This is a genomic window from Cronbergia sp. UHCC 0137, assembly GCF_034932285.1.
GTDB lineage: Bacteria > Cyanobacteriota > Cyanobacteriia > Cyanobacteriales > Nostocaceae > Cronbergia.
Genome location: NZ_JAYGHC010000038.1, coordinates 1 through 19194, shown reverse-complemented (window position 1 = coordinate 19194; position 19194 = coordinate 1). Strand labels below are relative to the sequence as shown.

At 40.6% G+C, this 19194-nt stretch carries 18 protein-coding genes; 12 read left to right on the top strand and 6 right to left on the bottom strand.

The window, feature by feature from the left end:
* Positions 1–86: 86 nt before the first annotated feature.
* Together gap and VB711_RS18460 are read right to left on the bottom strand one after the other, a co-directional pair.
* Positions 87–1112 (bottom strand): type I glyceraldehyde-3-phosphate dehydrogenase, encoded by a 1026-nt coding sequence (gene gap / locus VB711_RS18465; RefSeq protein ID WP_323287681.1) that lies wholly within the window; start codon positions 1110–1112, stop codon positions 87–89.
* A gap of 356 nt (positions 1113–1468) precedes the next feature.
* Complete coding sequence (locus VB711_RS18460) at positions 1469–1789, bottom strand: RNA-binding protein (RefSeq protein ID WP_323287680.1); 321 nt, start codon at positions 1787–1789, stop codon at positions 1469–1471.
* Between the two features lie 82 nt (positions 1790–1871).
* On the opposite strand from VB711_RS18460, the gene VB711_RS18455 reads away from it, so the two are divergent.
* Positions 1872–1994: a hypothetical protein gene (locus VB711_RS18455; RefSeq protein ID WP_323287679.1), complete on the top strand. Its 123-nt coding sequence runs from the start codon at positions 1872–1874 to the stop codon at positions 1992–1994.
* A 392-nt stretch (positions 1995–2386) separates the two neighbouring features.
* Here VB711_RS18455 and yidD read toward each other — a convergent pair whose 3' ends face one another.
* Positions 2387–2668: a membrane protein insertion efficiency factor YidD gene (gene yidD, locus VB711_RS18450; protein ID WP_323287709.1), complete on the bottom strand. Its 282-nt coding sequence runs from the start codon at positions 2666–2668 to the stop codon at positions 2387–2389.
* 141 nt (positions 2669–2809) lie between these two features.
* Here yidD and VB711_RS18445 point away from each other — a divergent pair, with 141 nt between their 5' ends.
* The 5 genes from VB711_RS18445 to VB711_RS18425 all read left to right on the top strand — a co-directional run bounded on the left by VB711_RS18445 (position 2810) and on the right by VB711_RS18425 (position 8533).
* Positions 2810–3478 carry an SEC59/DGK1/VTE5 family protein gene (locus VB711_RS18445; protein ID WP_323287678.1) on the top strand — a complete coding sequence of 223 codons (669 nt, stop codon included), beginning with the start codon at positions 2810–2812 and terminating at the stop codon, positions 3476–3478.
* A gap of 12 nt (positions 3479–3490) precedes the next feature.
* The gene (locus VB711_RS18440) at positions 3491–4408 is read left to right on the top strand and encodes an Rpn family recombination-promoting nuclease/putative transposase (RefSeq protein WP_323287677.1); all 918 of its coding nucleotides are present in this window, start codon (positions 3491–3493) and stop codon (positions 4406–4408) included.
* A gap of 12 nt (positions 4409–4420) precedes the next feature.
* Complete coding sequence (locus tag VB711_RS18435) at positions 4421–5326, top strand: Rpn family recombination-promoting nuclease/putative transposase (RefSeq protein ID WP_323287676.1); 906 nt, start codon at positions 4421–4423, stop codon at positions 5324–5326.
* Positions 5327–5387: 61 nt separating this feature from the next.
* Entirely contained in the window at positions 5388–7823 is a 2436-nt protein-coding gene (pheT, locus tag VB711_RS18430; protein ID WP_323287675.1) for a phenylalanine--tRNA ligase subunit beta, read from the top strand.
* Positions 7824–8263: 440 nt separating this feature from the next.
* Complete coding sequence (locus VB711_RS18425) at positions 8264–8533, top strand: YciI family protein (RefSeq protein ID WP_323287674.1); 270 nt, start codon at positions 8264–8266, stop codon at positions 8531–8533.
* Positions 8534–8571: 38 nt separating this feature from the next.
* Here VB711_RS18425 and VB711_RS18420 read toward each other — a convergent pair whose 3' ends face one another.
* Positions 8572–8760: a hypothetical protein gene (locus tag VB711_RS18420; protein ID WP_323287673.1), complete on the bottom strand. Its 189-nt coding sequence runs from the start codon at positions 8758–8760 to the stop codon at positions 8572–8574.
* A gap of 288 nt (positions 8761–9048) precedes the next feature.
* Between VB711_RS18420 and VB711_RS18415 the strand changes: the two genes are divergently transcribed.
* Positions 9049–11577: a mannose-1-phosphate guanyltransferase gene (locus VB711_RS18415; RefSeq protein ID WP_323287672.1), complete on the top strand. Its 2529-nt coding sequence runs from the start codon at positions 9049–9051 to the stop codon at positions 11575–11577.
* A gap of 75 nt (positions 11578–11652) precedes the next feature.
* A complete protein-coding gene (locus VB711_RS18410) occupies positions 11653–11805 on the top strand; it encodes a hypothetical protein (RefSeq protein WP_323287671.1) in 153 nt (50 codons plus the stop codon).
* Between the two features lie 131 nt (positions 11806–11936).
* Here the strand turns inward: VB711_RS18410 and VB711_RS18405 are convergent, their stop codons facing one another.
* Both VB711_RS18405 and cofG read right to left on the bottom strand, forming a co-directional pair.
* Positions 11937–12392: a phosphate-starvation-inducible PsiE family protein gene (locus tag VB711_RS18405; RefSeq protein WP_323287670.1), complete on the bottom strand. Its 456-nt coding sequence runs from the start codon at positions 12390–12392 to the stop codon at positions 11937–11939.
* Positions 12393–12486: 94 nt separating this feature from the next.
* Positions 12487–13446, bottom strand: coding sequence for a 7,8-didemethyl-8-hydroxy-5-deazariboflavin synthase subunit CofG (gene cofG / locus VB711_RS18400; protein WP_323287669.1), 960 nt, complete (start codon positions 13444–13446; stop codon positions 12487–12489).
* Positions 13447–13664: 218 nt separating this feature from the next.
* Between cofG and psbA the strand changes: the two genes are divergently transcribed.
* From psbA to VB711_RS18380, 4 genes are all read left to right on the top strand, one after another.
* Positions 13665–14747 carry a photosystem II q(b) protein gene (gene psbA, locus VB711_RS18395; RefSeq protein ID WP_323287668.1) on the top strand — a complete coding sequence of 361 codons (1083 nt, stop codon included), beginning with the start codon at positions 13665–13667 and terminating at the stop codon, positions 14745–14747.
* 532 nt (positions 14748–15279) lie between these two features.
* Entirely contained in the window at positions 15280–16071 is a 792-nt protein-coding gene (locus tag VB711_RS18390) for a Uma2 family endonuclease (protein WP_323287667.1), read from the top strand.
* Positions 16072–16420: 349 nt separating this feature from the next.
* Positions 16421–17392, top strand: coding sequence for a TIGR03885 family FMN-dependent LLM class oxidoreductase (locus tag VB711_RS18385; protein ID WP_323287666.1), 972 nt, complete (start codon positions 16421–16423; stop codon positions 17390–17392).
* Positions 17393–17394: 2 nt separating this feature from the next.
* The coding region (locus VB711_RS18380; protein WP_323287665.1) for a glycogen debranching N-terminal domain-containing protein at positions 17395–19194 on the top strand (1800 nt) is incomplete at its 3' end.

The following is a 19194-nucleotide window of genomic DNA, read 5'->3' as shown; positions in this document are numbered from 1 at the left end:
AAACAATTCAGCAACCATCAGCAGAATTTTGACATCTGACGCACCAAACACACCAGTAATTCCTGTTTTATTTCACACAGTAAGTCCTAAACCAAACCTTCCTTCTGTGCCATAGATAACATCAAATCAAGGACACGATTTGAGTAACCCCACTCGTTGTCATACCAAGAAACAACCTTAAAGAAATTGGAATTTAGTTCAATTCCTGCACCTGCATCGAAAATACTAGAGTGAGTGTCACCTTGAAAATCTGTAGACACAACATTTTCATCCGTATAGCCCAAAACACCTGCTAACTCACCTTCAGCAGCCCGCTTCATAGCCGCACAAATTTCTTTGTAGCTAGTAGCTTTAGCTGTTTTGAAAGTCAAATCAACCACCGAAACATCCGGCGTGGGAACACGGAAAGCCATACCAGTCAACTTACCCTTCAACTCTGGTAAAACCAAAGCCACAGCCTTAGCCGCCCCTGTAGAAGAAGGAATAATATTTTGAGCCGCACCCCGACCACCACGCCAATCTTTTTTACTCGGTCCGTCTACCGTGGGCTGGGTGGCTGTCATAGCGTGAACTGTGGTCATTAAACCTTCAGTTAAGCCGAAGTTGTCATTGATCACTTTAGCAATAGGCGCTAAACAATTTGTAGTGCAACTAGCATTGGAAACAATTAGATCCTTAGCTGGGTCGAATAGGTGATGATTAACACCCATTAACAAGGTTTTTACCTTCTCTGGATCTTTAGTCGGGGCGGAAAGAATTACTCGCTTTGCACCCGCTTGTAGATGATTTTCTGCTCCAGCATAATCGGTAAAAAGTCCAGTAGATTCGACAACATAATCAGCACCCAATTTACCCCAAGGTAACTCTGCCGGATTTCTGAGAGAAACGCAAGGAATAAAGCATCCATCAATTACAATGCCGTCTTCCCTAGCTTCAATCTTGCTTTTTAACCTACCATGTGTAGAATCGTATTTGAGTAGGTAAGCAAGGTTATCGGGTGGTACTAGGTCGTTAATTCCGACAAACTCAATATTCGGATTAGTAATACCAGCACGAAGCACAAGTCTCCCGATTCGACCAAATCCATTAATGCCAACTTTCAACTTAGTCAAAATTCAATCTCCTGTGTTTAGAAACATTTGGGTTAATTTTGTAGGACTTACGCAAATGTCACAGTCAATTTCTCTTGTAGGGTGCGTCAGACTATATAACTTGGCAACAGTCAACAGATTTTCAACATCTGACGCACCTTATTAATATGCCAGATGCGTAAGTCGTGTTTTGGTCTGACTTAGCTGATCCTTACAGGGAGAAGAGGCATAAGGCTGATTTAGCCGGCTTATTTTAAGGTTTCAACAACAAAATCCCCAACTATTTGACTAGCCGGGGATTTTGTTTTAAAGTGTAAATTAAACTTTCTAGCTGGCTATAATCTATAGACTAGCTAGAATAGGTAAATCGGGTAGATTTAGTAGCGGTTACGAGAACCGTAACCACCGCCACCACCACGATTACCACCGCCACCGCCACCAAAGGAACCTCTGTCTTCTCTGGGTTTAGCCTTATTCACTTTAAGGTCACGTCCCATCCATTCCGCTCCGTCAAGTGCTTCAATAGCGGCTGTCTCTTCAGCTTCTGTACCCATTTCCACGAAGCCAAAACCACGTAAGCGGCCTGTTTCACGGTCAGTAGGCAGTTGAACGCGCTTTACAGAACCGTATTCTGCAAACACGGCAGTTAAAGCATCTTGGGTAACTTCATAAGAGAGGTTGCCTACGTAAATCGACATAGATTGTCTCCAAAACCATAAGAGTGTAGAGATGTAGATTCTGGAGATAAGTCTGTAAATACCAAAAGGAAAAAGCCTGTCAATGTTAAAAACAAACCAAATTCGCCGAATCATTTCTCAACTCCCATTATTGCACAAAGTTGAAAAATGGGAAGTATCTGGCAAAGACTTGTTACATATTTTTACATTTGGTGATGTCTATTAACAGTGGGCGGGTGTGGTTTACCAAATTAATTGTCCTCCAATAGAGGATAATTCAACTATCCGCAGGTGATAAAGAACTATTGGAACTAATCCAAAAATTACTCAAACCATGCGATACCTATGTCTTCGATACGCTACGCAAACGGTAAGCTTCGCTAACGCACAACCTACGGAGAAAGATAAAGGGAGGTAGTAGCCAAACTAGGGAAATCAGTGCGGACAGTACCGAGGTTATTGATATTCAACGTGATTCTGAAAATCTATTTCATCTCTAATTAAATGTTCTCGGAAACGATACTATTAAATGAAATGCTAATTGAATGATAACTTGTTTTCAAAACGGTTCCCTTTTAGATAAATGCGTTCATTCATTTTGTTTTTATAATGAAATATTCAAGGATTTATATTTTCCTTCTCCCTAGAGTGATGACACAGAGGTAATCCCGCTTTACCCTCTTCTCTATCTTCTGGTATAGGATCATAACCACCTGGGTGAAAAGGATGACAGCGTAAGATCCGCCGAATTGCCATCCATCCACCACGCCAAACACCAAAGCGTTCAACGGCTTGAATTGCATACATAGAACAAGTTGGTTGAAAACGACAGGTAGGAAGAAATAGAGGTGAAATCAATAAACGATAGCCTTTAATGAGCCAAATTAATAATGTTTTCATCATAAAATACGGTATGTGAGAAACTCAGTTACTGCCAAAATCTAATAAAGTGGTATTGAAAGTAAAAACTTCTTTGTTGTGTCATTATTAAATACATTTGTTGGTTTAGAACCCATTTTCCCATTTTGGGGGCAAATAGCGATGCCTACACTTGGCTACGTCTACGCTACGACTTGGGTAATTTTTATTCTCCTTATCGCCTGGGTTGTTAGTCGCCTTCCCCATAGCGAACCCGAAATCGTGCGAAAAATAGTTCATATTGGCACTGGCCACGTTGTTTTAATCGCTTGGTGGCTAAATATTCCCGCCATAGTGGGAATTACAGCTTCGATTTTAGCTAGTGCCATTACTCTATTATCCTACATTTTCCCCATTCTCCCGGGAATTAACAGTGTTGGTCGCCGAAGTTTTGGGACATTTTTTTACGCTGTCAGTATTGGTATTTTAGTGGCTGGCTTTTGGCATTTACACCAACCCCAGTATGCAGCATTGGGAATTATGATTATGGCTTGGGGAGACGGACTAGCAGCTTTAATTGGGCAACGCTTTGGCAAACACAAGTATAAACTACTTGGCTCTGATAAAAGTTGGGAAGGTTCTTTAACAATGGCTGTTGTTAGTTACTTTGTCAGTAGTGTAATTTTATTTGCAACCCAAGGCAATATCTGGGAAGTTTGGGTAGTATCATTAACGATCGCATTGATAGCAACTACTTTAGAAGCTTTTTCTTTTCTGGGTATTGATAATTTGACAGTTCCTCTAGGTAGTGCAGCCAGCGCCTATATGTTGATTCAGTTACTTACTGCTTAAATATAATTAACCATGCGACGCGATTCCATCTTTTACAAACTATTCAAGCAATTACCTAGTTTATTGTTTGAACTGGTAGACGAACCACCCCCAGAAGCAGAAAATTACCAATTTGAATCCATTGAAGTCAAAGAAACAGCCTTCCGTATTGATGGAGTATTTTTACCACCCGATAACGCAGTTAAAAAAACAGTATTTTTTGCAGAAGTCCAATTTCAGGAAGACCAAGACCTATATCATCGCTTCTTTACGGAGTTATTTTTATTTCTGTACCGTCACAACATCCGTTACGATGATTGGTTTGGGGTGATAATTTTCCCGTCTCGCAGTTTAGAACCGTCAAATCCAACAATACACAGGGCTTTGTTAGCAAGTCCCCAAGTCCGCAGGGTCTATTTGAATGAATTGGGAGATTTGGAAAAACAACCGCTAGGATTGGGGTTAATGTTGCTGACGACGACTCCAGAGAAAAAAGCGGTGGAAGCAGCAAAGTTTTTGCTAGAACAGGCAAAGACAACTGTGGTAGACAGATTTTTACAACAAACGATAATAGATATAGTGACGACAATTATCGTCTACAAACTAACAAAATTAAGTCGGGAGGAAATAGAAGCCATGTTAGGACCTATATTAGAAGAACCACGGGCAATTCGGGAATGGAAACAAGAGGCTCGTGAACAAGGACTCGAACAGGGTCGTGAACAGGGTTTAGAACAAGGTCGTGAACAAGGACTCGAACAAGGTCGTGAACAAGAAGCGCGATCGCTCATTTTGCGACAATTAAACCGAAAACTAGGTACAATACCAAATGTGTTGCTGTCCCAAATTCAACTCTTATCCCTAGAACAGGTAGAAACATTGGGTGAAGCGTTGTTAGATTTTGCGGTTCTGGCAGATTTAGAAACTTGGTTACACGCTCAACAAAATTAAATATAATTCATCATGCGGCGCGATTCCATCTTTTACAAACTATTCAAGCAATTACCTAGTTTGTTGTTTGAACTGGTAGACGAACCACCCCCAGAAGCAGAAAATTACCAATTTGAATCCATTGAAGTCAAAGAAACAGCCTTCCGTATTGATGGAGTATTTTTACCCCCCGATAACGCAGTTAAAAAAACAGTATTTTTTGCAGAAGTCCAATTTCAGGAAGATCAAGACCTATATCACCGCTTTTTTACGGAGTTGTTTTTATTTTTGTACCGTCACAACATCCGTTACGATGATTGGTTTGGGGTGATAATTTTCCCGTCTCGCAGTCTAGAACCATCAAATCCAACAATACACCGGGCTTTGCTAGAAAGTCCACAAGTCCGCAGAATATATTTGAATGAGTTGGGAGATTTGCAAAAACAACCGCTAGGATTGGGGTTAATGTTGCTGACGACGACTCCAGAGAAAAAAGCGGTGGAAGCAGCAAAGTTTTTGCTAGAACAGGCAAAGACAACTGTGGTAGACAGATTTTTGCAACAAACGATAATAGATATAGTGACGACAATTATCGTCTACAAACTCACAAACCTAAGTCGGGAGGAAATAGAAGTCATGTTAGGACCTATATTAGAAGAACCACGGGCGATTCGGGAATGGAAACAAGAGGCTCGTGAACAGGGTCTGGAACAAGGTCGTGAACAAGGTCTCGAACAAGGTCTCGAACAGGGTCGTGAACAAGAAGCGCGATCGCTCATTCTGCGACAATTAAACCGAAAAGTAGGTACAATACCAAATGTGTTGCTGTCCAAAATTCAACTTTTATCCCTAGAACAGATAGAAGCATTGGGTGAAGCCTTGTTAGATTTTGCTGTTCTGGCAGATTTAGAAACCTGGTTAGACGTTCAACAAAAATAATATTAAGATTCAGCAACGCCTAAAATTAAAGCACAAAGACAAATCAAACAAAGCACACTCCATGCGTATTTCTCTAACCTGGCTGAAAAAACTTGTAGAAATTAAACTTAGCCCAGAAGAACTGGCCGAAACCTTGACAATGGCGGGTTTTGAAGTCGAAGATATTGAAGATCGTCGTACTTGGGCAGATGGTGTAGTTGTGGGAAAAGTGCTGGAACGTCAACCCCATCCCAACGCTGATAAACTGAGTGTGTGTACAGTAGATATTGGTGCAGGTGAAACTCTTAACATAGTCTGTGGTGCTAGTAATGTTCGTGCAGATATCTATGTCCCAGTCGCCACTACCGGAACTTATTTACCCAATATCGATCTCAAAATTAAACCCGCTAAACTCAGAGGTGTACCATCCCAGGGGATGATTTGTTCTTTAAAAGAACTGGGTTTACCTACTGATATCGACGGAATTCATATTTTCCCCCAAGAAAATCTCCCCTTGGGTAGTGATGTGCGTCCCTTGTTGGGTTTAGAAGATGTAATATTAGATGTCACAGCCACAGCTAACCGCGCTGATGCCTTGAGTATGGTAGGTATAGCTAGGGAAGTTGCAGCTTTAACCGGTGGAAAGCTATCAATTCCCGAACCCAGTGCAGTAGAAATTACCAAAAGTAGCAGTAAATTAGCTGTAAAAATTTCTGAACCCCAAGCCTGTCCTGCCTATATTGGCACAGTTATTGAACAAATCAAAATTGCCCCCTCTCCCGATTGGTTACAACAATGTTTGCGTTCTGCTGGAGTGCGACCAATTAATAATGTGGTAGATATCACTAATTATGTGTTGTTAGAACGGGGACAACCTCTCCACGCCTTTGATGCAGAACGATTACAATCTGTGACGGGAGGTGAAAATTCAACCGTTGGTGTGCGCTTTGCTGAAGCTGGGGAAACTCTCAAAACCTTAGATGGCCAAACCCGCACTTTATCAACCCAGAATTTATTAATTACCGCAAATAACAAAGCCGTGGCTTTAGCGGGGGTAATGGGTGGGGAAGAAACAGAAGTTCATGAAGATACTCAAAGTCTGGTTTTAGAAGCAGCCTTATTTGATTCTGTCGCCATTCGTCGTTCTTCCCGTGGTGTGGGCTTGAGAAGTGAAGCTTCTGGGAGATATGAACGGGGGGTGAACCGGGCTGAGTTAGAAATAGCTTGTAACCGGGCTTTATCGTTAATTTGTGAATTGGCGGGGGGTGTGATTGTTCAGCAAGAAATTTCTGATACTCGTCCTGATCCTGCTACATGGTCACATTCTATTTTACTACGGTTAGATAAAGTTAACCAGGTGTTAGGACCCATTGAGTTGGGTGAAGAAACTGGGGAACTACAAGAAGAAGATATCGAAAGAATTTTAACTGCGTTGGGATGTGAGTTGGTAAAAAATGGGGAAGCTGCTTGGATAGTGACAGTACCACCCTATCGTTACCGTGATTTAGAACGAGAGATTGATTTAATTGAAGAAATTGCTCGTCTTTATGGCTATGATAATTTTTGCGATACTCTCCCAGATAAAGCGGAAGCTGGCTATTTACCTTTAGATGAGGAATTACAGCGTAAATTAAGGGCTTATCTGCGGGCTGCTGGTTTGACTGAATTAATCCATTATTCTTTGGTGAAGCCAGGGGAAGATAGACAAATTGTTCTTAGCAACCCATTATTTGCTGAGTATTCAGCATTGCGAACCGATTTAATTGCTGGCTTAATTGACGCTTTTCAATATAATTTAGAGCAGGGAAATGGGGCGTTAAATGGGTTTGAAATTGGACGGATTTTCTGGGGAGAGGAAGAAGGGTTACAAGAAACTGATGTATTGGCTGGTATAATTGGCGGTGATGCCACTTTGGGTAAATGGTCAAGGGGTGGACGTGAACAATCTATCACTTGGTTTGAAGCTAAAGGGATTTTAGAAAGTGTATTTCGCCAACTTGGACTGGTGGTGGAGTTTCAGCCGGAAAATCGTGATTCTCGTTTACATCCAGGACGCACTGCTTCTTTGTGGGTACGGGGGATTAGATTGGGGACTTTTGGCCAATTACATCCGCAATTGCGACGAGAAAAGGGTTTACCAGATGCCGTTTATGTGTTTCAATTAAGCTTGGATACGCTGTTGAATGGTTGGGAGGACGAGGAGTTACTTGTTCCCAAGTTTAAATCCTATTCTACCTATCCGGCGAGCGATCGCGATCTTGCTTTTTTTGCCCCAATCAAACTCACAGTGTCGGAAATTGAAAAGGTAATTACCAAAGCTGGTAAGGGTTTGCTGGATTCAGTGGAGTTGTTTGATGAATATAAAGGTGAAAATGTCCCCCCAGGACAGAGAAGTTTAGCCTTTCGCCTAATTTATCGATCTAGCGATCGCACTCTCACCGATAATGAAGTTGAACCCATACACAACAAAGTCCGTGAAGCCTTAGTTGAAAAGTTTGGCGTTAGTTTAAGGAGTTAGAATTTATCAGGGGCGAATATGTATATCTTCGCCCAAAACTGTTGAATGGGAAAAATCAATATTTACCCTGATACTCCGAAAAACAATCCTGTTCATCCTTAAATCCTGTAAATCCTGATATGGCTTGCGCCACGCTACGCTATCAGACAAGAAGTATTAAATGGGACTAAATCAATATTCACCCTGTTCCCTGTTCATCTTTATACCAATTCTGTATAAAGATGCGCCAAATTTAGAAAGGAACGAACCACAGAGACACAGAGAACACAGAGGAGGAAAAGACAAGGTTACAAAATTCAGCGCAGCCTCATAAAGAAATGGTATTAAATCCCGTAAATCCTGATTCAGACAAAAAGTATTAAATGGGAATAAATCAATATTTACCCTGTTCCCTGTTCCCTGTTCCCTGTTCATCCTAATTCAGACAATAAAAAGAAAATATGCCTAAATATATTATGTGGGGAAGTTACTGCGAAGACGTGTTAACTAAACGCGAACCCTACCGTCAAGCCCATTTAGAAGGACTAGCAAAACAGAAAGCATCTGGTGTATTAATTACCATTGGACCCACCAAAGATATAACTCAAGTTTTTGGCATTTACGAAGCCCAAGACGCAGCAACAGTTAGCCAATTAGTAGAAAATGATCCCTACTGGCAAAACGGCATTTGGACAGAATATTCTGTTAAAGAGTGGATTCAAGCATTTTAGTTAAATTAGTTCGTAATTCCTAGTTTAAGGATTACGAATTAACCTTTTAAAGCCCTTTTGAAATTGCGTCTATAGGATTTGTTAACAATAAACAAAGCCGGCCATAGTAACCCCAAACTAATCCGATTAATCAGATTTTTGTCAAAGTGAGTCCTTTGAAACCCAGCCCAAAACCTCCAAATTCCCAACAAATAAATAGCACCTAAGCCAAAAATAAGTAATTCCATATTGACTCCAAGATTCAATCTACAGAGTGTTAGCCACAATGCAATATATCACTTTTATATCATATCATATAAACGCCATTAATAATACTGAAAAAAAATAAAATAATCACCATAAAAATACTTAAATTTTATAGTTTGATTAAATCAAATAAGTAAATACACAGATTAATCCCCAGATACATCTTGTGGAAGTTCCTCAAAAATCAAAATATAGATGAAACTGAATAAAGAAGAATACAAGGTTTCTCTCGGATCTTAAAGCAGCAAAAGCTGCAACTAGGAGGATTTATGCGTGCAGTCTTAATGGCAGGTGGTTCGGGAACGCGATTGCGACCGTTAACTTGCGACCTACCGAAACCAATGGTACCTATACTAAATCGACCCATTGCCGAACATATCATCAATTTGCTTAAAAGACATCACATTACAGAAATTATTGCCACTTTACATTATCTACCTGATGTGCTGCGAGATTATTTTCAAGATGGCGATGATTTTGGTGTGCAGATGACCTACGCTGTAGAAGAAGACCAACCTCTGGGTACAGCAGGGTGTGTGAAAAATATTGCTGAACTTTTGGATGAAACATTTTTAGTAATTAGCGGTGATAGTATTACAGATTTTGACCTCACAGCCGCCATTGAATTTCACAAACGAAAGCAGTCAAAAGCAACTTTAATTTTAACCCGTGTTCCTAACCCCATTGAATTTGGGGTAGTGATTACCGATGAAACTGGGAGAATCCAGCGATTTTTAGAAAAACCTTCATCTAGCGAAATTTTTTCTGATACTGTCAACACAGGAACTTACATCCTCGAACCAGAAGTTTTGGAATATTTACCAGATCATGTAGAATGTGACTTTTCCAAAGACTTATTCCCCTTACTATTGGCCAAAAATGCACCCCTGTATGGATATATTGCCCGTGGTTACTGGTGTGATGTTGGTCATTTAGATGCTTATCGTCAAGCCCAGTATGATGCCCTCGCTAGGAAGGTAAAATTGGAATTTGCCTATAAAGAAGTTTCTTCGGGTTTGTGGGTGGGACAAAATACTTACATTGACCCTACGGCAAGGATTGAATCCCCCGCCATAATTGGTGATAATTGTCGAATTGGGGCAAGAGTACAAATTGAAGATGGGACCATTATTGGGGATAATGTCACCATTGGCGCTGATGCTAATCTCAAGCGGCCAATTATTTGGAATGGGGCAATTATTGGTGATGAAGCCCATCTATCAGCTTGTGTAATTTCTCGTGGAACTCGTGTAGACCGTCGCGCCCATGTATTGGAAGCTGCTGTAGTTGGTTCTCTTTCTACTGTGGGAGAAGAAGCTCAAATTAGTCCAGGAGTGCGGGTTTGGCCGAGTAAAAAGATTGAATCTGGGGCGGTTTTAAACATTAACCTAATTTGGGGAAATACTGCCCAACGGAATTTATTTGGACAACGTGGTGTACAAGGTTTAGCGAATATCGACATTTCTCCAGAATTTGCGGTGAAATTGGGGGCGGCCTATGGTTCTACTTTAAAACCTGGTTCTAAGGTGACGGTTTCCCGTGATCAACGTAATGTGTCGCGGATGGTAACTCGTTCTTTAATTGCTGGTTTAATGTCGGTGGGGATAGATATTCAAAACCTAGATGCGACGGCTATTCCCATTGCTAGAACCTTGATTCCTACCATGTCTGTGGCAGGTGGTATTCATGTACGAGTCCACCCAGATCGCCCTGATTATATCTTGATTGAATTTATGGATGCCAAGGGAATTAATATCACCAAAGCCCAGGAAAAGAAGATTGAAGGGGCTTATTTTAAGGAAGATATGCGCCGCGCCCAAAGTCATGAAATTGGCGATGTAGCCTATCCTAGCCAAGTGAGCGATCGCTATTGTACAGCTTTTGAGAAGTTGTTGAATGTGGCGACTCTCAGCAATAGTCGGGCTAAGGTGGTGATAGATTATGTTTACGCTGTATCTGGGGCAGTTTTACCGCAGATGTTAGATAAATTCGGGGCTGATGCCATTGTGCTGAATGCCAGTTTGAATAAATCGGCGATGACAACAACCAACCGGGAAGGATTGCTGACGCAATTGGGTCATGTGGTGGAAGCACTCAAGGCAAATTTTGGTGTGCAAGTATCGGCCAATGGGGAACAGCTAATTTTAGTTGATGAGTCTGGTTTCCCGATTCGCGGGGAGATGCTGACGGCATTAATGGTGGATATGATGTTAACTGCTAATCCTAGAAGTGCGGTAGTTGTGCCAGTTCATGCTTCTAGTGCGGTGGAACAAGTAGCCCGTCGTCATGATGGTAAGGTGATTCGCACCAAGGCAAATCCGACTGCATTGATGGAAGCTTGTCAAAAAAATCCCAACGTCGTGTTAGGAGGTAGTGGTGAAACTGGGTTTATTTTCCCCCAACTGCATCCGGGATTTGATTCCATGTTTTGCATTGCCAAGTTGATTGAAATGTTAACTATTCAAGAGCGATCGCTGGCCTCTGTCCGCACCGAATTACCCCGCGTAGTTCACAAAAATTATACCATTCGTTGTCCCTGGACTGCTAAAGGTGCGTTGATGCGTTATTTAGTCGAAACCCACCCTGCCCAAAATCTAGAATTAATTGATGGAGTTAAAATTTGTCAACCCTATGATGACAGTTGGGTGTTAGTTTTGCCAGATGCTAGTGAGCCAATGGTACATCTATATGCTAACAGTAACGATCGCGATTGGGTGGATGAAAACTTGAGAAACTATCGTCAACGTGTGCAGACATTCGTGGCTAGAGAACTGGAAAACTATGCAGCCGAGGGTTGAGTTAACGTTGCTGATGAATGGGATGATTTTTGTTTCACGCAGAGGCGCAGAGGCGCAGAGAGTCTAGGTTTACCTTTGGCTTATAATCTCAATTCATCCGGCATTTATGCAATGCGATCGCTCTCATTATTGCAGATATCCCTACTTCTGACTCTGTTTCCTCTGCCTTTCTGCGGTTTATTACCTTTAATTAGTGGGGGATTCATACCCACCACTAATTTATTCTGATACCATTTCTTGATGAGGCTGCGCCGAATTTCCTAACCTTGTCTTTTCTTTCTCTGTGTCCTCTGTGTCTCTGTGGTTCGTTCCTCTTGAAATTGAGCGCATCTTTATACAGAATTGGTATGACTCCTTCTTTAATGTTTTATATTTGGTGATTCTGCTATTTCAAAATAGTGAGATATCCAAGGCAAAACAATCATTATTCCTGCCAAAACTAATAAAAATACCGAAATACCAAAAATTTGATCCCGTGGGATTTCCAAAACACCCCGCAAAATCACTTCTCGTAAAGCTGAAACAATCGTAATTTCTACCGCCGCACCTACAGAAATACTTCGTTCTTGGAGGTAATCAACTAAGAGGCGAAATAACTCTACCAGGATTAAAATAAACAATATATCAGAAGTAACTTGACGCAAATCTAAAGGAGTTAAAAAAGATAAAAACATATCTGCTAATCTGATTAGCATCACACAAAACAAACCCACGCACAGAGAAATAACAATGATATCTTGAAAAAATTCTAGATTACGGACAATTGTATCTCGTTTAAACCAACTATTGACTTCTGTAATTATCCGCTTTGGCATAATATCTTCAACAACAATAGATTATTCTATTTTTGATCATAGATAAATCAAAAATAAAAATAGTATCAAAATCAGCAACAATCAATATTTGATCTTAATTCTGTCGCCATTTTTTCACTATGTCTGCTAACTCTCCAACCAACCAATGATCAAATTGGGGATATATTGGTAAGCGCGATCGCAATTCCCACCCCCCTGGCTGTAAAATGTCTCTTAAATCCTGGGCTTGTAAATGGGGATAATCGGGGTTTACTTCGTCTTTAGGGCTAATTCCACCTAAATCTGTAGCACCAGCAGCTAAACAAGCAAGTAACCAACCCTCATCTTTAACTAAATTTGGCGGAATTTGAATACTAATATCTAATGGTAAAATTTCCCGTGCTTTAGCGATGACTTGGGGTAATTGACGAGGATCAAATGGTTGTGCATCAAAGGTTTGCCGATTTCCTGGACTGTGGGGTTGCAAAATTACCTCTTGAATATGATGATAGGATTGATGCAAAAGAGCGATCGCTCTTAATGTCTCCCACCAATTATTCTCAGTTTCCCCAATCCCCAACAACAACCCCGTAGTAAAGGGAATCTGCAACTCCCCAGCCCATTGTAATTGTCGCAACCTGATATCTGGCAACTTACTCGGTGCGTAGCGATGCACAGTCTTTAATAACTCTGGTGTCAATTGTTCCAACATCAACCCCATTGACACATTGACATTTTTTAGTTTACCCATCTCCTCAAAACTCAGAGGACCTACATTAGTGTGTGGTAAAAATCCCATCTTGAGGGATAACTCACATAAATCATAAATTCGCCCAAACCAGGCCTCACGTCTTGATGAATGGGGATGTACCTCCCCACTGAGGACTAAAATTTCACAGACATCCTCACTTTGTAATTCTTGCAAAATGCCTTTAGCTGCGGCAATAGTCATCCAATCACTTTTACCCGGTTCTGTCCGAAAGTTACAGTATGTACACCTGTTAAAGCACTCATAAGTAGGGACAATAGTGTAAGCAGGACTATATGTAACGATGCGTAAACTATGATTTTGCATAAATGTAACGTTTATGAATAGAAATATACTCTTGAGCAAAAATACTTTAAACCCATATCCTGTATAGCTTACAACCTCTAAACTATAGCCAATTTTACAGTTTTTTCAAAAAAATTTGTTAAAATGTCTTTACAAATCTCAATAAAACGAATAGTATGTACTCATCGGCAGAAAAAAACCTACCGACATCATAAAAAATTAACCGCACTTATAAAACAATGACAACCACCTTACAACAGCGTTCCAACGCTAACGTTTGGGACAATTTCTGCGAGTGGATCACCAGCACTGAAAACCGTGTATACATCGGTTGGTTCGGCGTACTCATGATCCCTACCTTACTAGCTGCTACCACCTGCTTCATCATCGCATTCATCGCTGCTCCTCCCGTTGACATCGACGGTATCCGTGAACCAGTTGCAGGTTCCTTAATGTATGGAAACAACATCATCTCTGGTGCAGTTGTTCCTTCCTCCAACGCAATCGGTTTACACTTCTACCCAATCTGGGAAGCAGCTTCCTTAGATGAGTGGTTGTACAACGGTGGTCCTTACCAATTGGTAATTTTCCACTTCTTAATCGGCGTAGCTTGCTACCTCGGTCGTGAATGGGAACTATCTTACCGCTTAGGAATGCGTCCTTGGATTTGCGTAGCTTTCTCTGCACCAGTAGCAGCAGCAACCGCAGTATTCTTAATCTACCCCATCGGTCAAGGTTCATTCTCTGACGGTATGCCTTTGGGTATCTCCGGTACATTTAACTTCATGATCGTGTTCCAAGCAGAACACAACATCTTGATGCACCCCTTCCATATGTTGGGAGTAGCTGGTGTATTCGGTGGTTCTTTGTTCTCTGCCATGCACGGTTCACTTGTAACTTCTTCCTTGGTTCGTGAAACAACCGAGAACGAGTCACAAAACTACGGTTACAAGTTCGGTCAAGAAGAAGAAACCTACAACATTGTAGCTGCCCACGGTTACTTCGGTCGCTTAATCTTCCAATACGCTTCTTTCAACAACAGCCGTTCACTTCACTTCTTCCTAGCTGCTTGGCCTGTAATCGGTATCTGGTTTACCGCTTTGGGTGTTAGCACAATGGCTTTCAACTTGAACGGTTTCAACTTCAACCAATCCATCATTGATTCTCAAGGTCGCGTTATCGGTACATGGGCTGACGTAATCAACCGCGCTAACTTAGGTATGGAAGTAATGCACGAGCGTAACGCTCACAACTTCCCCCTAGACTTGGCTGCTGGTGATGTTGCTCCTGTTGCTTTAACTGCTCCTGCTATCAACGGTTAATAACTAAGTTTAGTTAATCTAAAAGCGCTCTCCGATATCGGGGGGCGTTTTTGTTTTTGGCTTTTTTTAAGTATAGTATAATTGTTCTTCTTTATAGTCTTTGTATTTTGATTATGAAAGTAAAAGTCTAGTTTATTAATTATTGCACTAAAGCCTTAGTCGTTTTAGATACATCTTAGGAAAAGTTTACCCGTATTGTGAAAGAACAGGTCAGAGGTTTACAACATGAAGATGTAGAAGTCCTCAGTTTAGAAATCATGGATAAATCACTTGGTACGGTGATATTAGAAAAGTAGTCCTGACTATATCCGTATCTAGCAAATTAGATACATTAATATCTGGAGAAGTCTGATCTTTTGGTTTACTAATGTCAATTAATGGTGAATGTGTCGGTAACTCAAAATAAGTGTTAGTTTGGAGATGAAATAGCTCTAAACTGGATCCTGTCGGTTAAGATATATTCTGGTTTTACATAACTAATTTGGCTTGACAGTTTTAAGCTCATAACTTTACTCTAATATTAGTATTATCTATGACAGCCCTATTAGCCAATCCTACCGCCAACCTGATCATTACTTGGCCTTTACTACCAGCAGATTTTGAATTACCAGATGATCCTGTGGAAGACGAAAATCAACCGTTATTAGCTGCTGCTTTGCGCCAAGCCATATCCTCAATTCCCCAATTGATGGAAGATGCTTTAGTAGTTTCTAATTTTGCTCTTTGTGCTGGAATTAATTTTCCCCTTTCAACCAACAAAGAACAGCGAACTATTTGCAAAGCCCCAGACTGGATGTATGTTAAACCTGTTGAACCAAAAAATGTATCTCAAGTTCGTCGCAGTTACACTCCCCACACCCAAGGAACTATTCCCCAGGTGGTAATGGAATTTCTCTCGGAAACCTATGGAGAAGAATACTCTGTTGAGTTTACAGAACGTGTCGGTAAATGGTTTTTCTACGAACAAATTATTAAGGTTCCCGTATATGTTATTTTTCGCGCAACTACGGCTCATTTAGAAGTATATACCCTAAAATCAGAACGTTATAATCTGCAAGATGCTGATGCTAACGGACGCTATTGGATACCCGGTTTAAACCTATTTTTAGGAGTTTGGGAGGGAAGCCATGAAGGTAGAACAGGTTATTGGTTAAGGTGGTGGGACACTGAAGGTAGCCTATTATTGTGGTCTGAAGAACGGGCTGAACAAGAACGTCAACGGGCTGAACAGGAACGCCAACGGGCTGAACAGGAACGTCAACGGGCTGAAAGATTAGCAGAAAGGCTGCGTCAAGCAGGGTTAGAAGTAGAGGAAGGAGATTGAGACTGTTTTAATTTTCTAGGACTTACGCATTGACAAATTTTACTAAATATGTGTTGCGTTTTTTTCTTTCTTCTACGGTGCGTCAGACCTGATAATTTCACCATTATTAGCCATATTTTTCCATCTGACGCACCCTACTAACAAAACTGGAAATGATTAATTTCGGGTGATGCAGATCATGTTTAATTTGTATAGTGTCTAAGTCCTATAAAAAAATAAGTTAACCTATTTTTTGAATTGGCAAAAATCAACTATTAGATAGATACATTTAAATTTTATTTCAGGACTATTGGTTATTTAGTAGATAAGCAATTTCTACTTAATCAAGTTACTGAAAGTTAGAACTATTATGGCAAAGTTTGGCTATCACGCTTCCCATGAGCAGTTTAAACCAAGTGTACTTTTAGAATATGTGCAAGAGGCTTACCAAGCTGGATTTAGCCGTGTATCTTGCTCAGATCATTTTTACCCGTGGAGCGATCGCCAAGGTGAAAGCGGTTTTGCTTGGTCTTGGCTAGGGGCTGCAATGCAGGCTACTCCTCTCAATTTTGGCATAGTTTGCGCCCCCGGTCAACGTTATCACCCCGCTATTATTGCCCAAGCAGCAGCTACTTTGTCAGAAATGTTCCCCCGACGGTTTTGGGTGGCTTTAGGTAGTGGTCAAGCCCTAAATGAGCAAATTACAGGGGATTGCTGGCCTGCGAAGGATGAACGAAATCTCCGTCTCCAAGAGTGCGCTGAGGTGATGCGTCGTCTCTGGAATGGGGAAACTGTCACCCACTACGGAAGAGTGCGTGTAGAAGAAGCAAAGCTTTATACTCGACCAGAACAAGCCCCCTTGATGGTAGGCGCTGCTATTACTCCCAAAACTGCGGAATGGTTGGGTGGCTGGGCGGATGGATTAATCACTGTTTCTCATCCCTACGAAAAGCTGAAAAAGGTTGTCGAAGCGTTTCGGCGGGGTGGTGGTGAAAAAAAGCCGATGTATTTGAAAGTACAACTTTCCTATGCAGCCGATGAAACTACAGCTATTGAGGGAGCATTTGATCAGTGGCGAACAAATATCTTTTCTAGTTCGGTGTTAACAGAGTTACGAAATCCTCAACAATTTGATGATTTAGCTAAATTTGTCAAACCGGAAGATATGCACAAGTATGTACGAATTTCCGCCAATTTTGAACAGCATATTGAGTGGTTAAAAAAAGATATTGAACTTGGTTTTGAAGAAATTTATCTACACAATGTTAACCGAGAACAACAGCTTTTTATTGCAGATTTTGGTAAACGGGTTCTTCCTGCATTAGAAACTTCAAAGGTTTAATTATGCGAATTACTGTCGGTCCACCGATTTTAACGATTAATCATGGTAGTACATTTATGGCTACTGACTTAGACGGGCAAATTAATTATAATACTCATCTGGGAATTTTCTCTGATGACACCCGTTTTTTAAGTCATTATGCTTGTTATATAGATGGTAAACCCTGGGTTCGGTTGACATCAACAACTACTAGATATTACGCTGCACGAGTTTATCTAACAAATCCTATTTTCATTTCCAAACATCAAGAAATCAGCCAAGGTTCTCTATCTTTAATTATTAGCCGCACAGTAGAAGAGGGAATCCATGAAGATATAGATATTGCTAATCATGGTTTAGAATCTGTCAACTTTAATTTAGAAATTGACCTGCGCTCAGATTTTGCTGATATGTTTGAAGTAGAATCAGGGAAATTTGTACAAAGAGGACATATTGAAACTAGATGGGATGAGTCAGAACTTGAATTACAAACAAGTTATCATCACGATAATTTTTATCGTTGTCTAATTTACCAACCTAAAAATTATTCATCAAGTCCGCATTATGCTAATGGTCGTATTACCTTTGAAATTACATTAGATGCGGGTGCAATTTGGCATAGTTGTTGTAAATATAATTTGATTGAACAACAACATATACGGAAAGCTGTTGATTCTTGCTATTTAGAAACTGTAGATTCAACAATTATTAATACAGAAATTGAAAGACGACATGAACAATGGTGTAAATCTATTACAGATATTGTTTCTAGTAATGAGAATGTGGTAAGGCTTTATCGACAATCTATTGAAGATTTAGGCTCATTGCGTCTATATGATTACGATTTTGATCCTGATATTTGGCTACCTGCGGCGGGTGTACCCAAATTTGTAACTCTTTTTGGTCGTGATAGCTTAATTATTAGTTTGCAAAATATGATTGTGCATCCTGGTTTTGCTAGGGGAACATTGAAAAAGTTAGCAGAATTACAAGCTTCTGAATTAGATGATTGGCGTGATGCTCAACCGGGTAAAATTCTTCATGAAATCCGCCGTGGTGAATTAGCATATTTTCAACAAATCCCCCATACACCTTATTATGGTACTGCGGATGCAACGCCTTTATTTTTGATTTTGCTGCATGAAACTTGGAAGTGGTTGGGAGATAATTCACTATTGTATGATTATCGAAATGTGGCGCTTGGTTGTTTGCAATGGATTGATAATTATGGCGATTTAGATGGTGATGGATTTCAAGAGTATCAAACTCGTTCGTCTCAGGGAATAGAAAATCAAGGTTGGAAAGATTCAGGAAATGCGATAGTTTATGCAGATGGAAGTCAGGTAAAAGCACCAAAGGCTTTGTGTGAATTGCAGGGTTATGTGTTTGATGCTTGGATGCGAATGGCTGAGGTTTTTGAGGTGTTGGGTGAGGGTGATTTTGCTGGGGAATTACGTTCTAAAGCGAGAAAATTGCAAATACGTTTTGAGGAAAGTTTTTGGTGTGAAGATTTGGGTTTTTATGCTTTTGCACTTGATTCTGAAAAACAACCAGTGCGATCGCTCTCCTCAAATATCGGTCATTGTCTCTGGAGTGGTATCATTAGTCCAGAACGGGCAGCTATTGTTGTCAAACGGTTATTACAACCCGATATGTGGAATGGTTGGGGAATTCGGACATTAAATACCGAAAATCCCGCTTATAATCCTTTTTCTTACCATCTGGGTTCAGTTTGGCCTCATGATAATGGGATTATTGCTATGGGGTTTAAACGTTATGGTTTTGCTGTAGAAACTACTCAAATCGCTGAAGGAATTTTTAAT

What these genes read in the sequence shown, in the direction of transcription:
- VB711_RS18435 (WP_323287676.1), top strand. Translation starts at nt 4,421, where the DNA reads ATGCGGCGCGATTCCATCTTTTACAAACTATTCAAGCAATTACCTAGT.
- pheT (WP_323287675.1), top strand. Translation starts at nt 5,388, where the DNA reads ATGCGTATTTCTCTAACCTGGCTGAAAAAACTTGTAGAAATTAAACTT.
- VB711_RS18415 (WP_323287672.1), top strand. Translation starts at nt 9,049, where the DNA reads ATGCGTGCAGTCTTAATGGCAGGTGGTTCGGGAACGCGATTGCGACCG.
- yidD (WP_323287709.1), bottom strand. Translation starts at nt 2,668, where the DNA reads ATGAAAACATTATTAATTTGGCTCATTAAAGGCTATCGTTTATTGATT.
- VB711_RS18420 (WP_323287673.1), bottom strand. Translation starts at nt 8,760, where the DNA reads ATGGAATTACTTATTTTTGGCTTAGGTGCTATTTATTTGTTGGGAATT.
- VB711_RS18385 (WP_323287666.1), top strand. Translation starts at nt 16,421, where the DNA reads ATGGCAAAGTTTGGCTATCACGCTTCCCATGAGCAGTTTAAACCAAGT.
- VB711_RS18405 (WP_323287670.1), bottom strand. Translation starts at nt 12,392, where the DNA reads ATGCCAAAGCGGATAATTACAGAAGTCAATAGTTGGTTTAAACGAGAT.
- VB711_RS18445 (WP_323287678.1), top strand. Translation starts at nt 2,810, where the DNA reads ATGCCTACACTTGGCTACGTCTACGCTACGACTTGGGTAATTTTTATT.
- VB711_RS18460 (WP_323287680.1), bottom strand. Translation starts at nt 1,789, where the DNA reads ATGTCGATTTACGTAGGCAACCTCTCTTATGAAGTTACCCAAGATGCT.
- VB711_RS18390 (WP_323287667.1), top strand. Translation starts at nt 15,280, where the DNA reads ATGACAGCCCTATTAGCCAATCCTACCGCCAACCTGATCATTACTTGG.
- VB711_RS18440 (WP_323287677.1), top strand. Translation starts at nt 3,491, where the DNA reads ATGCGACGCGATTCCATCTTTTACAAACTATTCAAGCAATTACCTAGT.
- psbA (WP_323287668.1), top strand. Translation starts at nt 13,665, where the DNA reads ATGACAACCACCTTACAACAGCGTTCCAACGCTAACGTTTGGGACAAT.
- VB711_RS18425 (WP_323287674.1), top strand. Translation starts at nt 8,264, where the DNA reads ATGCCTAAATATATTATGTGGGGAAGTTACTGCGAAGACGTGTTAACT.
- VB711_RS18455 (WP_323287679.1), top strand. Translation starts at nt 1,872, where the DNA reads ATGTTAAAAACAAACCAAATTCGCCGAATCATTTCTCAACTCCCATTA.
- cofG (WP_323287669.1), bottom strand. Translation starts at nt 13,446, where the DNA reads ATGCAAAATCATAGTTTACGCATCGTTACATATAGTCCTGCTTACACT.